Genomic DNA, 12837 nt, shown 5'->3' with positions numbered 1-12837 from the left:
GCCTCGCGTCGCGCGGACAAAGCCTTAAAGTCTGGAGTTGTTATGTCTGAAGCGACCTCTCAGAAAATTCCCGTGACCGTCCTGACCGGCTATCTCGGCGCCGGCAAGACCACGCTGCTCAACCGCATCCTGTCGGAGAACCACGGCAAGAAATACGCCGTCATCGTCAACGAATTCGGCGAAATCGGCATCGACAATGACCTCATCATCGGCGCCGATGAGGAAGTGTTCGAGATGAACAACGGCTGCATCTGCTGCACCGTGCGCGGCGACCTCGTCCGCATCATGGACGGCTTGATGAAGCGCAAGGGCAAGTTCGACGCCATCATCGTCGAGACCACCGGCCTTGCCGATCCCGCGCCGGTCGCCCAGACCTTCTTCGTCGACGAGGACGTGCAGAAGAACGCGCGCCTCGACGCGGTCGTCACCGTCGCCGACGCCAAATGGCTGTCCGATCGGCTCAAGGACGCGCCCGAGGCCAAGAACCAGATCGCCTTTGCCGACGTCATCGTCCTGAACAAGACCGATCTCGTGACCAAGCCCGAGCTTGCCGAGGTCGAGGCCCGCATCCGCGGTATCAATCCCTATGCGAAACTCCACCGCACCGAGCGCTGCTCGGTGGCGCTGGCCGACGTACTCGATCGCGGCGCGTTCGACCTCGACCGCATCCTCGACATCGAGCCGAATTTCCTCGAGGCCGACGATCATGATCACGACCATGATCATCACCATCATCAGGGCCACGACCATCACCACCATGATCACGGTCACGGACTGAAGCACTATCACGACGAGGACATGCAGTCGCTGTCGCTGAAGACCGACAAGCCGCTCGATCCCAACATGTTCATGCCCTGGCTGCAGAACCTGGTGCAGGTCGAGGGCGGCAAGATCCTGCGCTCCAAGGGCATCCTCGCTTTCCACGACGACGACGACCGTTACGTCTTCCAGGGCGTCCACATGATGCTGGAGGGCAACCACCAGCGGAAGTGGAAGGAGGGCGAGCCGCGCGAGAGCCGCCTCGTCTTCATCGGCCGCGAACTGCCGGAAGAGGCGATCCGCAAGGGTTTCGAGAGCTGCATCGTCTCGTGATGAAAGAGTTTTCGCCGCCCCCCGATTCCGCCTCGATCGTCTCCGTCACCGACCGCGTCAAACCGGTCGCACTCGGCATGACGGTTACGTCCGTGCATTTTCTCGGGCCTCGCGCCGCCTTCGTCGGGGGCGAGGAGAACGTCAAGTTCGTCGATAGCGGGGGCGAGATCACCCCGGTTGCCGTGCATAGCGGCGGCATTCTCTCGACCGCTTCCGACGGCAAGCGCGTCGTGATGGGTGGCGACGACGGCAAGGTGGTCTCGCTCGATGCCAAGGGCGAGGTGACGCTGCTCGCCACGGACCCCAAGCGGCGCTGGATCGACGCGGTGGCGCTGCACGCCGACGGCGCCTTCGCCTGGTCAGCCGGCAAGACCGCGACCGTCAAGAGCGGCAAGAACGAGGAGAAGTCGCTCGACGTGCCCTCGACCGTCGGCGGTCTCGCGTTTGCGCCAAAGGGCCTGCGGCTCGCGATCGCTCATTACAACGGCGCGACGCTGTGGTTTCCGAACATGGAGGGTTCGGCTGAATTTCTGCCCTGGGCCGGCTCGCACCACGCGGTCACCTTCAGCCCCGACAACAAATTCCTGGTTACTGCGATGCACGAGCCGGCGCTGCATGGCTGGCGGCTCGCTGACAACAGGCACATGCGCATGACCGGTTATCCCAGCCGGGTCCGCTCGATGTCCTGGAGCGCGGGCGGCAAGGGGCTGGCGACCTCGGGCGCCGACACCGTCATCATCTGGCCGTTCGCCAGCAAGGACGGCCCGATGGGCAAGGAGCCCGCGATGCTCGCGCCGCTGCAGGCGCGTGTCTCGGTCGTCGCCTGCCATCCCAAGAACGACATCCTCGCCGCCGGTTACAGCGACGGCACCGTGCTGATGGTGCGTCTTGAAGACGGCGCGGAGATCCTGGTCCGCCGCAATGGCACCCCGCCGGTGGCCGCGCTCGCCTGGAATGCCAAGGGCACGCTGCTGGCGTTCGCTGACGAAAATGGGGATGGCGGCCTGCTGGAGCTTTAATCTGTCAACGTTCCCGCCGTATAGGGGACCATGCGGTTTCTGACGACCTTCCAGCTTGCTGATTTCGCCGACACGCTGGTCAGCCTGACCACGGCCTTTGTGCTGGGCACGCTGATCGGCGCCGAGCGGCAATATCGCCAGCGCACCGCGGGCCTGCGCACCAACGTGCTGGTCGCGGTGGGCGCGGCCGCCTTCGTCGATCTCGCCATGCATCTGACCGGCGCCGATGGCGCGGTGCGGGTGATCTCCTATGTCGTCTCCGGCATCGGCTTCTTAGGGGCCGGCGTCATCATGAAGCAGGGCATGGACGTCCGCGGTCTCAACACCGCGGCGACGCTGTGGGCCTCCGCCGCGGTCGGCTCCTGCGCCGGGGCCGACCTCGTCGCCCAGGCCGCGGTGCTGACCGTGTTCGTCCTCGCCGGCAACACCATGCTGCGCCCGCTGGTCAACGCCATCAACCGCATCCCGCTGAACGTGAAGGCGCTCGAGGCGACCTACTTCTTCAAGCTGGCGGTCGCGACCGACGCCCTGCCTGATATGCGCGACCGCCTGGTCGACAAGCTGGAGACCGCGAAATACCCGGTCGCCGATATCGAGGTCGCCGAGATCGGCGAAGACAATCTGGAGATCGTCGCAAGGCTGGTTGCGACCGCGGTCGATCCGAACGAGCTGAACGCTGTGGCGACCGATTTGCAGCATCTGCCGGGCGTGCGCCACGCCACCTGGGAAGTCAGCACGACGGAGTGAGAGCGGCGTTTGGGCGCGTGTGGCTGGTTCCCGGCATTCGGTCTCGGAACCGGCGCGCTCCAGTTTCGTTGATCCCGCGGATAAAGGCGGTGATCGACATGCCCGGCCCAAATGACAAGCGCAGATTGAACCTCGACCTGACAATTGCCGCCTCGCTGTTCGCAGCTGGCGTCGTGGTGTCGGTGATGTCGCTGGCGCAAATCCGCGCCGAAAGCCGGTCGGAGCTGGCGCAGGCGACGCAGCCGCTCCAGGGCACGCCGTCCAACGAGCAGAGTAAGACGCCCGCGGAAGCCAAGCCCGGCGGCGATCGGCCGACCACGCCCGCCCCCGAGCCGGCGCGGCCCGAGCCGCAGACGCAAGGTGCGGCGACCAAGCCGGCGCTGCCCCCGGCTCCAGCGGAGAAGATCGCGCCGCCGATTGAGAAGAAATAGGCGATCGGCCGCGCTTCTGGCCGCGCACCCGGTGTCATCGCCGCGAAGGCAAGCCGGGGCATGACAGTGGAGTGTGGGGCGGTGTCACTCGGTAATGACTGACGGAACGCCTCGCGCGCCCCTTACCGCACCAGAATGTTCTTGAACTGCCACGGATCAGACGTATCGATATCCTCCGGGAACAGTCCCGGACGATCCGTCAGCGGCGTCCAGTCGGTGTAGAACCCCTTGACCGGGCCGAGATAGGGCAGCTGGATTTCCAGCAGGCGATCGAAATCCATCTCGTCGGCTTCGACGATGCCTTCGTTCGGGTTTTCCAGCGCCCACACCATGCCGCCGAGCACGGCGGAGGTCACCTGCAGGGCAGTGGCGTTCTGGTAGGGCGCGAGCGCTCGGGTTTCTTCGATGGAGAGCTGCGAGCCGTACCAATAGGCATTGTTGTCGTGGCCAAACAGCAGCACGCCGAGTTCGTCGATACCGTCGACGATTTCGTCCTCTTCGAGGATGTGGTGCTTCTCCTGCATCTTCCCGGCGCGGCCGAACAGTTCATGCAGCGACAGCACGGCATCGTCGGCCGGGTGATAGGCGTAGTGGCAGGTCGGCCGGTAGACGGCCTTGCCCGATGGGTCCCGCACCGTGAAGTAATCGGAGATCGAGATCGACTCGTTGTGCGTGACGAGGAAGCCGTACTGCGCACCACGGGTCGGGCACCAGGTACGCACGCGCGTGTTGGCGCCGGGCTGCATCAGATAGATGGCCGCGCCGCAGCCGGCTTCGTGGGTATGCGCATTCTCGGGCATCCATTTCTCATGGGTGCCCCAGCCGAGCTCGGACGGCTGCATGCCCTCCGACAGGAAACCTTCCACCGACCAGGTGTTGACGAAGACATCCGGATCCTTCGGCTTCTTCGAGCGCTGGGTGTCGCGTTCGGCGATGTGGATGCCCTTGACGCCGGCCTGCCGCATCAGGTCCGCCCATTCCGCCTTGGTCTTGGGCCGCGGGGCATTGAGCTTCAGATCGGCGGCGACATTGAGCAGCGCCTGCTTGACGAAGAAGGAGACCATGCCGGGATTGGCGCCGCAGCAGGAGACGGCCGTGGTCGAGCCCGCGGGACGCGCCCGCTTGGCGGCCAGCGTCACCTCGCGCAGTGCGTAGTTGGAGCGCGCTTCCGGGCCCTTCGACGCATCGAAATAGAATCCCAGCCAGGGCTCGTTGACGGTGTCGATATAGAGCGCGCCGAGCTCGTTGCAGAGCTCCATGATGTCGGTCGAGCCGGTGTCGACCGAGAGGTTGACGCAAAAGCCCTGGCCGCCGCCTTCCGTGAGCAGCGGGGTCAGCACCTCGCGATAATTGTCCTTGGTCAGGCCTTTCTGGATGAAGCGGACGTTGTGCTTCTCGCAAAGCGCCTTGCGGCCCTCGTCCTTGGGATCGAGCACGGTGATGCGCGACTTGTCGTAGTCGAGATGCCGCTCGATCAGCGGCAGCGTGCCTTTGCCGATGGAGCCGAAGCCGACCATGACGATGGGGCCGGTGATCTTCGCGTAGATCTGCGAGGGAGGGCTCATGGGATGGTTTCTCCGGAACGTGCTGGCGGACAATTGTTGAGGGTGGATCAGGCGCTGCGGCGCTTGTCAGACGCTGCGGCGCTTGGCGGTGACTTCGATCTCGACCTTCATCTCGGGCTTGGCGAGAGCGGTGACGACCAGCAACGTCGCAGCCGGCCTGACGTCGCCCAGGACCTCGCCGCAGACGGCGAAGTGGGCATCGATGTAGCTCGCATCGGTGACGTAGTAGGTCGCACGGACGATATCGGCCATCTCGAATCCGCCCTCCTTCAGGGCGCCTTCGATGGTCTTGAAGCAGTTGCGTGACTGGCTCGTGACATCGCCCGGCATGGTCATCGTGGTGTAGTCATAACCGGTGGTTCCCGCGACGAAGGCGAAATCGCCGTCGATCACGGCGCGGCTGTAGCCGACGGTCTTCTCGAGCGGGGAGCCGGTGGAGATCAGGCGACGGGACATCGGTCTGGGCCTCGACTGAAGGAGAATTTCGTGGGGTTTAGGGGCAATTTGCGGGCCTGCGCAACCCCAAAGCAAGTGAGCCTGACGCACGCGCTACCGGGCGAAGCCGCTCAACGCGGCCTCGCTCGTCACCGTCGTGGCGAGGTCTCAGGCCGCGTGCGCCTGGAGGGGACGAACTAGCCTCCGTTTGGACAGGGTCGCGCCGGTCGGGACGATCATCCCCTCGGCGCCATCGAGCGCACCTTCGGCGAACTCGATCGCCAGCAGGCGGTCGCGCTCGAACGGGCCGGGCAGCACCAGGGTGCCGGTCTTCTCGGCCGAGAAGCCGAAGCGGGCGTAGTAGGGCGCATCGCCGAGCAGGATCACGGCTTCATGCCCGCGCGCCCGGGCGGCGGCCAGCGCTTGATGCATCAGCGCGGCGCCGATCCCGAGCTCGCGGCAGGCAGGGTCGACCGCCAGCGGTCCAAGGACCAGGGCGGGCCTGCCTCCGGCGCTGACGTGCCACAGCCGCACGGTTCCCACGAGTGTCCCCTCGCGCACGGCCGATAGGGCAAGGCCTGCGGCAGGTGCGCGTCCGTCGCGCAGGCGCTGGCAGGTGCGGTCATGGCGGTTCTCGCCAAAGCAGGCATCCAGCAGCGCTTCACGGGCGGCGACGTCCACAGCACGTTCCGCACGGATCGCGAACGGAGCGGCTTTCGAGGTGAGGGCGACTTGTGGCTTCCGAAAAGCAGTCATGGCGCGTCAGTCCCCGCTTGAACCGGCGTGCGTTCAGCACGCCGCCTCAAGGCGTCGTCAGAAAATCGAGATGTCAGGGAGGAGCCGGCAAGCCGGCTCCCGGGTTCGTTCGTCAGGCCTCAGACAGTGAGGCGGATCAGATGTGATATGTCTTCAGCGGCGGGATGCCGTTGAACGCCACTGACGAGTAGGTCGACGTATAGGCCCCGGTGCCCTCGATCAGCACCTTGTCGCCGATCTCGAGCGTGACGGGGAGCGGATACGGGTTCTTCTCGTACAGCACGTCGGCGCTGTCGCAGGTCGGACCTGCGAGCACGCACGGCGTCATGTCCGCGCCGTCGTGAAGGGTGCGGATGGCGTAACGGATCGACTCGTCCATCGTCTCGGCGAGACCGCCGAACTTGCCGATGTCGAGGTAGACCCAGCGCACCTCGTCCTCGTCGCTCTTCTTCGAGATGAGCACGACCTCGGATTCGATGACGCCGGCGTTGCCCACCATGCCGCGGCCCGGCTCGATGATGGTCTCCGGAATCTGGTTGCCGAAGTGCTTGCGCAGCGCGCGGAAGATCGAACGGCCGTAGGTGATGACCGGCGGCACGTCCTTCAGGTACTTGGTCGGGAAGCCGCCGCCCATGTTGACCATGGTGAGGTTGATGCCGCGCTCGGCGCAGTCGCGGAACACCTGCGAGGCCATCGCCAGCGCACGGTCCCATGCCTTCACCTTGCGCTGCTGCGAGCCGACGTGGAAGGAGATGCCGCAGGGCTCGAGGCCCAGACGCTTGGCGAGGTCGAGCACCTCGACCGCCATCTCCGGGTCGCAGCCGAACTTGCGCGACAGCGGCCACTCGGCGCCGGCGCAGTCATAGAGGATGCGGCAGAACACCTTCGCGCCGGGAGCGGCACGCGCGACCTTCTCGACCTCGGCGGCGCAATCGACCGCGAACAGCCGGATGCCGAGCGCGAAGGCGCGCGCGATGTCGCGCTCCTTCTTGATCGTGTTGCCGAAGGAGATGCGGTCGGGCGTCGCACCGGCGGCCAGCGCCATCTCGATCTCGGCGACGGTCGCGGTGTCGAAGCAGGAGCCCATCGACGCGAGCAGGGCCAGCACTTCCGGCGCCGGGTTTGCCTTGACGGCATAGAACACGCGGCTGTCGGGCAGCGCCTTGGCGAAGCTCTGGTAATTGTCGCGCACGACCTCGAGGTCGACGACGAGGCACGGCTCTGTGTCGAGGCCTTCGTTGCGGCGGTTGCGCAGGAATTCCTGGATACGTTCGGTCATGGCACTCTCCGGCGGTCCCAGCGACGGGATCCGTATCAACGTGACGTCTGATGAGAGTGCTTCAGCCGCATCGCGCGATGGAGGCGCGCTGAGGCCAAAAAACTCAAACCAGACTGTGCTGCCGTGGATTGGTTGGGAGAGTTTCCCGCCCGCTCACCTGGCAATGAAGGACAAGCCTTTTCAGTAGCCCGCGCCGGCGTTTGGACTGCCGGTAGAGACCAAAAAAGCCCGATCCGTCGTTGCTTTAAGTCGCGTCCCCCGTTGAGAGCGGGGTGCGCCGGTTCGCCTCCGGCTGCCAGTCACGGTTGCAAAGAGCGAAGTCACCTTCGACATGGCATCTCTTTGAGAGAGATGCTGGACACTCCGGGTTTGCCTCCGTCACTCGACCTTTCAGTCTTCGACTTCCGCACTTCCGAAGAGCCCCTCGGCTTCCTCACCCCTTGGCGGCTGTCCGGCCTCTTGTCCGGATACCTACCGACTGACACACGACCACAGGCACGTGCGAAATTGGGCAAGTCCGCACATAAGCGTTTTGACTCTGCTTCGCAAGAATTTTTTTAGGCTGAGAGCAGAATTGCCTAACGTCTGCTTGCGCGCTGTTGCGCGAGCGACGCCGAAGATGAACGAGCGTTAAGTTTTCGCTGCGCTGCGCGAGTTGCTCACGCGCATGAAGCGTCAGCCGCGCTTCGTGAAGGGCTCGACGCGTTGAGCGGCGCGGATGAAGGCGGTCATCACGAGCACGCCGAGCGTGAACAGCACGGCCTGGAGGATGTGCGCGCCCTGATCGCCGAGCCCGAACAGGATCGCGAGGGCCCAGCCGCCGGCAAAGGCCGCGCCGAACACTTCCGCACCGATCAGGATGGCGGCGCTGATGACGGTGATGACGCTGGGCCAGACGATCTGGCGGGACGAGGAAGCAGGCGCGTTCATGAGCTCGGGGATCCCTGGTCTTCGAGGGCCGCAATCTCCCCGAAAAGCTGGCCGGGAGCAAGGCCAAATGGCCCAAAAAAGCCCCATCGCGTGCTATAGCTGGCCGCAACAATCGAGCCACAAAAATCGAGACTTGCGATGTCAGCACCCCGCCAAACCACGGACTCCGGGATCAATCCGCTGCTGAAGGCCTGGGTGACGCCGTTTGCGACCCCACCCTTCGACGAAATCAAGCCGGAGCACTTCCTCCCGGCCTTCGAGCAGGCCTTCGCCGATCATGCCGCCGAGATCGCGGCGATCACCAACGATCCTGCCGCGCCCGACTTCGCCAACACCATCACGGCGCTGGAGCGCTCCGGCAAGCTGCTGAGCAAGGTCGCGGCGGTGTTCTACGACCTCGTCTCGGCGCATTCCAATCCGGCCATCCTGGAGATCGACAAGGAGGTCTCCTTGCGGATGGCGCGGCACTGGAATCCAATCATGATGAATGCCGTGCTGTTTGGTCGCATCGCCCAGCTGCACGAGAACCGCACCTCGCTCGGTCTTTCGCCCGAGCAGCTCCGTCTGCTGGAGCGCACTTACACCCGCTTCCACCGCGCCGGCGCCGGCCTCTCCGAAGAGGCCAAGGTCCGCATGGCCGAGATCAACGAGAGGCTGGCCCAGCTCGGCACCGGCTTCAGCCATCATCTGCTCGGCGACGAGCAGGAGTGGTTCATGGAGCTTGGCGAGGGCGATCGCCAGGGCCTGCCCGAGAGCTTTGTCGCCGCCGCCAAGGCTGCGGCGGAAGAGCGCGGCATGGCCGGCAAGGCCATCGTCACGCTGTCGCGCTCCTCGGTCGAGACGTTCCTGAAGAGCTCGGCCAGGCGCGACCTGCGCGAGAAGGTCTACAAGGCCTTCATCGCCCGCGGCGACAACGGCAATGCCAACGACAACAACGCGACCATCGTCGAGATATTGAAGCTGCGCGAGGAGAGCGCCCACCTCCTGGGCTACCCGACCTACGCCGCCTACCGGCTCGAGGACTCCATGGCCAAGACGCCGGAAGCGGTGCGGAGCCTTTTGGAGCGGGTCTGGAAACCGGCCCGCGCCCGGGCGCTCGCCGACCGCGACGAGATGCAGGCGCTGATCACGGAAGAGGGCGGCAATTTCAAGCTCGCTCCCTGGGACTGGCGCTTCTATGCCGAGAAGTTGCGCCTGCAGCGCGCCAATTTCGACGATTCCGCGATCAAGCCGTATCTCGCGCTCGACCACATGATCGCCGCCGCCTTCGACTGCGCCACGCGCCTGTTCGGCGTCACCTTCGAGGAGCGCAAGGACGTTCCGGTCTGGCACCCCGACGTCCGGGTCTGGGAGGTGAAGGGGTCCGACGGCAAGCACAAGGCGCTGTTCTACGGCGACTACTTCGCCCGGCCGTCGAAGCGCTCGGGCGCCTGGATGACCTCGCTGCGCGACCAGCAGAAGCTCGACGGCGACGTCGCGCCGCTCATTCTCAACATCTGCAATTTCGCCAGGGGCGCCGACGGCGAGCCCTCGCTGCTGTCGCCTGACGACGCCCGCACCCTGTTCCACGAGTTCGGCCACGGCCTGCACGGCATGCTCTCCAACGTGACCTATCCCTCGCTGTCGGGAACCTCGGTGTTCACCGACTTCGTCGAGCTGCCGTCCCAGCTCTACGAGCACTGGCAGGAGCGGCCCGAGGTGCTGCAGAGGTTCGCCCGTCACTACCAGACCGGCGAGCCGCTGCCCGACGACCTGCTGCAGCGCTTCCTGGCCGCGCGAAAATTCAACCAGGGCTTCGCCACGGTCGAGTTCGTCTCCTCGGCGCTGATCGATCTCGAGTTCCACACCCAGCCGGCCGCCGCCGCGCAGGATGTCCGGGCATTCGAGAGACGCGAGCTGGAGAAGATCGGCATGCCCGAGGAGATCGCGCTGCGTCACCGGCCCACGCAGTTCGGTCACATCTTCACCGGCGACCACTATGCCGCCGGCTATTACAGCTACATGTGGTCCGAGGTGATGGATGCCGACGCCTTCGGCGCGTTCGAGGAGGCTGGCGACATCTTCGATCCGGCGGTGGCCAAACGCCTGCATGACGACATCTACTCGAGCGGCGGATCGGTCGATCCGGAGGCCGCCTACGAGGCCTTCCGCGGCCGTCCGCCGGAGCCCGACGCGCTGCTCCGCCGCCGCGGCCTGCTCGACGACGCCAAGGCGGCCTGATGAGCATGCGGGCCCTGTTCGTATGGCTGCTCGCCGCCGCGATGACGCTCGTGGCGGGTGCGGCGAATGCGCACCCGCACGTCTGGATCACGGCGACCAGCGAGCTGCTCTACGCCGCCGACGGCAGCATCACCGGCGTGCGCCACGCCTGGACCTTCGACGACATGTTCTCGGCGTATGCGGTGCAGGGGCTCGAGAGCAAGACCAAGGGCGATTATACGCGCGAGGAGCTCGGGCCGCTGGCACAGACCAATGTCGAGTCGCTGAAGGAATACGCCTATTTCACCTTCGCCAAGGCCGACGGCAAGAAGGAGCGCTTCCAGGAGCCGGTCGACTATTTCCTCGACTACAAGGACACGGTCCTGACCCTGCACTTCACGCTGCCGCTGAAGAGCCCGGTCAAGCCGAAGCAGCTGGTGCTCGAAGTGTTCGACCGCTCCTTCTTCATCGACTTCCAGATGGCCAAGGACAATCCGGTCAAGCTGGTCGGCGCGCCCTCGGGCTGCCAGATGAAGCTCGACCGTCCGACCGACGGCTCGGCCACCGCCCAGAAGCTCAATGAGCAGACCTTCCTGAACGGCGAGAACAGCAATTTCGGCATGATGTTCGCCAACAAGATCACGGTGGATTGCCCTTGAAGCAGCATCTCTTCGCGCTCACCGGCGGGCTGATCGCCTGCGCTGGCGTCCTGCTGGTCATGGCCGCGGCCGATGCCGCGCTTCACGATCTTCTCGCGCAAAACCCCTTCGGCGCGGCGCGGCCGGCGCAGGCTGCCGAACCCGAGGCCAGCGGCCTCATTGGCTGGCTCCTGGCAAAGCAGTCGGAATTCTATCGTCAGATGTCGTCGACCATCCGCGCGGCGAAGTCCGACGGCTCGGCGGTGTGGACGCTGCTGTTCATCTCGTTTGCCTATGGAATCTTCCATGCCGCCGGTCCCGGCCACGGCAAGGCGGTGATCGCCTCGTATCTCGTCGCCAACCGCGAGACCGCGCGGCGCGGCATTGCGCTGTCCTTTGCCTCGGCGCTGATGCAGTCGCTGGTGGCGATCCTCATTGTCGGCATCTCGGCCTGGATCCTGAATGCGACCGCCAGGACCATGTGCAAGGCGGAAGGGGTGATCGAGATCGCTAGCTACGCCCTGATCGCGCTGTTCGGCCTGCGCCTCGTCTGGGTCAAGGGCCGCACCTTCCTCCGCGCGCTGCAGGCGGCCCAGCCGGTGCCGGCGATGGCGGGCGTGCCGCATGACCGTGATCACGGCCATCACCATCATCGAGATGCGCATGATGATCATGAGCATGATCATCATCACCATGATCATGCACATGCCCATGACCATCACGGGCACGATCAGGTCCATGACGAGCATTGCGGCCATTCCCACGGGCCCACCCCGAGCGAGCTCGCCGGCCCCGGCGGCTGGCGGCGCGGCCTTGCGGCGATCCTCACCGTCGGCATCCGCCCCTGCTCGGGTGCGATCCTGGTGCTGGTGTTCGCGCTCGCCCAGGGCCTGTTCTGGGCCGGCATCGCCGCCACCTTCCTGATGGGGCTCGGCACCGCGATCACGGTCGCCGCCATCGCGGTTATCGCCGTCTCCGCCAAGGACGTCGCCGCCCGCCTCAGCGCCGGCCGCGACGGCGGCGGCGCGCTGTTCATGCGCGGCATCGAATTCGGCGCCGCCGCCCTCGTGCTGCTGTTCGGCCTCGGCCTCCTGTTCGGTTACATCGCCGCCGAACGGACGACGTGTTTTTGAGGGCGCATCTGCATTTCGCGGCGCTAATGGGCAAGACGGCCGAGCGCCTTGCTCCGTCATTGCGAGCGCAGCGAAGCAATCCAGAATGTCTCGGCGGCGGCAGTCTGGATTGCTCCGTCGCAAGGGCTCCTCGCAATGACGAGCCTGAAATATCTCGGTCGGGGGATTCCATGTCGCGCGAAAACTTCTGGTTCTTTCATCCGTTCCGGGTGCGCTATTCCGAGATCGACGGTCAGGGCGTCGTCTTCAACGCGCACTACCTGACCTATTTCGACACCACCATCACTGAATATTTCCGCGCGCTGGGCTACGACCAGTACGCGGATGCAAAGGCGACCGGCATCGATTTCCACGTCGTGAAGTCGCTGATCGAATACAAGGCGCCGGTCCGGTTCGACTGGGAGCTCGACGTCGGCGCGCGGGTGGCGCGGATCGGCAATTCGAGCCTCGTGTTCGAACTCGCCATTTTCCGCAAAGGTGGCGCGGATGCGCTGGTCACCGGCGAGATCGTGTGGGTCTACACCAATCAGGAGACCCATCGGCCGGTGCCGATCCCGGCATGGATCCGCGATCTCATCGCCACGCGGGAGCGCCATCTTTCGGCGTGAAGCCG

At 65.3% G+C, this 12837-nt stretch carries 13 protein-coding genes; 8 read left to right on the top strand and 5 right to left on the bottom strand.

Annotation, left to right across the window (positions count from 1 at the left end; genetic code table 11):
* Positions 1 to 42: 42 nt before the first annotated feature.
* The 4 genes from ACNJYB_RS35760 (at position 43) to ACNJYB_RS35745 (ending at position 3289) form a co-directional block, all read left to right on the top strand.
* Entirely contained in the window at positions 43 to 1092 is a 1050-nt protein-coding gene (locus tag ACNJYB_RS35760) for a CobW family GTP-binding protein (RefSeq protein WP_439371337.1), read from the top strand.
* Entirely contained in the window at positions 1092 to 2111 is a 1020-nt protein-coding gene (locus ACNJYB_RS35755; protein ID WP_439371336.1) for a WD40 repeat domain-containing protein, read from the top strand. Before ACNJYB_RS35760 ends, ACNJYB_RS35755 begins: the two co-directional genes overlap by 1 nt.
* Before the next feature lie 30 nt (positions 2112 to 2141).
* Positions 2142 to 2858, top strand: a complete 717-nt coding sequence (locus tag ACNJYB_RS35750) for an MgtC/SapB family protein (protein ID WP_439371335.1) — start codon at positions 2142 to 2144, stop codon at positions 2856 to 2858.
* A gap of 98 nt (positions 2859 to 2956) precedes the next feature.
* The gene (locus tag ACNJYB_RS35745) at positions 2957 to 3289 is read left to right on the top strand and encodes a hypothetical protein (protein ID WP_439371334.1); all 333 of its coding nucleotides are present in this window, start codon (positions 2957 to 2959) and stop codon (positions 3287 to 3289) included.
* 122 nt (positions 3290 to 3411) lie between these two features.
* On the opposite strand, the gene ACNJYB_RS35740 is transcribed toward ACNJYB_RS35745, so the two are convergent.
* From ACNJYB_RS35740 to ACNJYB_RS35720, 5 genes are all read right to left on the bottom strand, one after another.
* Positions 3412 to 4854, bottom strand: coding sequence for a homospermidine synthase (locus ACNJYB_RS35740; protein ID WP_439371333.1), 1443 nt, complete (start codon positions 4852 to 4854; stop codon positions 3412 to 3414).
* A 66-nt stretch (positions 4855 to 4920) separates the two neighbouring features.
* Entirely contained in the window at positions 4921 to 5310 is a 390-nt protein-coding gene (locus tag ACNJYB_RS35735; RefSeq protein ID WP_439371332.1) for a RidA family protein, read from the bottom strand.
* Between the two features lie 147 nt (positions 5311 to 5457).
* Positions 5458 to 6045 (bottom strand): GNAT family N-acetyltransferase, encoded by a 588-nt coding sequence (locus tag ACNJYB_RS35730; protein ID WP_439371331.1) that lies wholly within the window; start codon positions 6043 to 6045, stop codon positions 5458 to 5460.
* Between the two features lie 136 nt (positions 6046 to 6181).
* Entirely contained in the window at positions 6182 to 7324 is a 1143-nt protein-coding gene (locus tag ACNJYB_RS35725; protein WP_439371330.1) for a type III PLP-dependent enzyme, read from the bottom strand.
* Positions 7325 to 7999: 675 nt separating this feature from the next.
* A complete protein-coding gene (locus ACNJYB_RS35720) occupies positions 8000 to 8254 on the bottom strand; it encodes a hypothetical protein (RefSeq protein ID WP_439371329.1) in 255 nt (84 codons plus the stop codon).
* A 138-nt stretch (positions 8255 to 8392) separates the two neighbouring features.
* Between ACNJYB_RS35720 and ACNJYB_RS35715 the strand changes: the two genes are divergently transcribed.
* The 4 genes from ACNJYB_RS35715 (at position 8393) to ACNJYB_RS35700 (ending at position 12832) form a co-directional block, all read left to right on the top strand.
* A complete protein-coding gene (locus ACNJYB_RS35715; RefSeq protein WP_439371328.1) occupies positions 8393 to 10474 on the top strand; it encodes a M3 family metallopeptidase in 2082 nt (693 codons plus the stop codon).
* Positions 10474 to 11112: a DUF1007 family protein gene (locus tag ACNJYB_RS35710; RefSeq protein WP_439371327.1), complete on the top strand. Its 639-nt coding sequence runs from the start codon at positions 10474 to 10476 to the stop codon at positions 11110 to 11112. The genes ACNJYB_RS35715 and ACNJYB_RS35710 overlap by 1 nt, the downstream gene beginning before the upstream one ends.
* A 59-nt stretch (positions 11113 to 11171) precedes the next feature.
* Positions 11172 to 12224, top strand: a complete 1053-nt coding sequence (locus ACNJYB_RS35705; protein WP_439375723.1) for a nickel/cobalt transporter — start codon at positions 11172 to 11174, stop codon at positions 12222 to 12224.
* Between the two features lie 170 nt (positions 12225 to 12394).
* Positions 12395 to 12832 carry an acyl-CoA thioesterase gene (locus ACNJYB_RS35700; protein ID WP_439371326.1) on the top strand — a complete coding sequence of 146 codons (438 nt, stop codon included), beginning with the start codon at positions 12395 to 12397 and terminating at the stop codon, positions 12830 to 12832.
* The last annotated feature ends 5 nt before the right edge of the window (positions 12833 to 12837 follow it).

It is taken from the genome of Bradyrhizobium sp. SMVTL-02 (genome assembly GCF_051853005.1).
Taxonomy (GTDB): domain Bacteria; phylum Pseudomonadota; class Alphaproteobacteria; order Rhizobiales; family Xanthobacteraceae; genus Bradyrhizobium.
This window is presented reverse-complemented; position numbering and strand designations above follow the sequence as displayed.

What these genes read in the sequence shown, in the direction of transcription:
- ACNJYB_RS35760 (WP_439371337.1), top strand. Translation starts at nt 43, where the DNA reads ATGTCTGAAGCGACCTCTCAGAAAATTCCCGTGACCGTCCTGACCGGC.
- ACNJYB_RS35755 (WP_439371336.1), top strand. Translation starts at nt 1,092, where the DNA reads ATGAAAGAGTTTTCGCCGCCCCCCGATTCCGCCTCGATCGTCTCCGTC.
- ACNJYB_RS35750 (WP_439371335.1), top strand. Translation starts at nt 2,142, where the DNA reads ATGCGGTTTCTGACGACCTTCCAGCTTGCTGATTTCGCCGACACGCTG.
- ACNJYB_RS35745 (WP_439371334.1), top strand. Translation starts at nt 2,957, where the DNA reads ATGCCCGGCCCAAATGACAAGCGCAGATTGAACCTCGACCTGACAATT.
- ACNJYB_RS35740 (WP_439371333.1), bottom strand. Translation starts at nt 4,854, where the DNA reads ATGAGCCCTCCCTCGCAGATCTACGCGAAGATCACCGGCCCCATCGTC.
- ACNJYB_RS35735 (WP_439371332.1), bottom strand. Translation starts at nt 5,310, where the DNA reads ATGTCCCGTCGCCTGATCTCCACCGGCTCCCCGCTCGAGAAGACCGTC.
- ACNJYB_RS35730 (WP_439371331.1), bottom strand. Translation starts at nt 6,045, where the DNA reads ATGACTGCTTTTCGGAAGCCACAAGTCGCCCTCACCTCGAAAGCCGCT.
- ACNJYB_RS35725 (WP_439371330.1), bottom strand. Translation starts at nt 7,324, where the DNA reads ATGACCGAACGTATCCAGGAATTCCTGCGCAACCGCCGCAACGAAGGC.
- ACNJYB_RS35720 (WP_439371329.1), bottom strand. Translation starts at nt 8,254, where the DNA reads ATGAACGCGCCTGCTTCCTCGTCCCGCCAGATCGTCTGGCCCAGCGTC.
- ACNJYB_RS35715 (WP_439371328.1), top strand. Translation starts at nt 8,393, where the DNA reads ATGTCAGCACCCCGCCAAACCACGGACTCCGGGATCAATCCGCTGCTG.
- ACNJYB_RS35710 (WP_439371327.1), top strand. Translation starts at nt 10,474, where the DNA reads ATGAGCATGCGGGCCCTGTTCGTATGGCTGCTCGCCGCCGCGATGACG.
- ACNJYB_RS35705 (WP_439375723.1), top strand. Translation starts at nt 11,172, where the DNA reads ATGGCCGCGGCCGATGCCGCGCTTCACGATCTTCTCGCGCAAAACCCC.
- ACNJYB_RS35700 (WP_439371326.1), top strand. Translation starts at nt 12,395, where the DNA reads ATGTCGCGCGAAAACTTCTGGTTCTTTCATCCGTTCCGGGTGCGCTAT.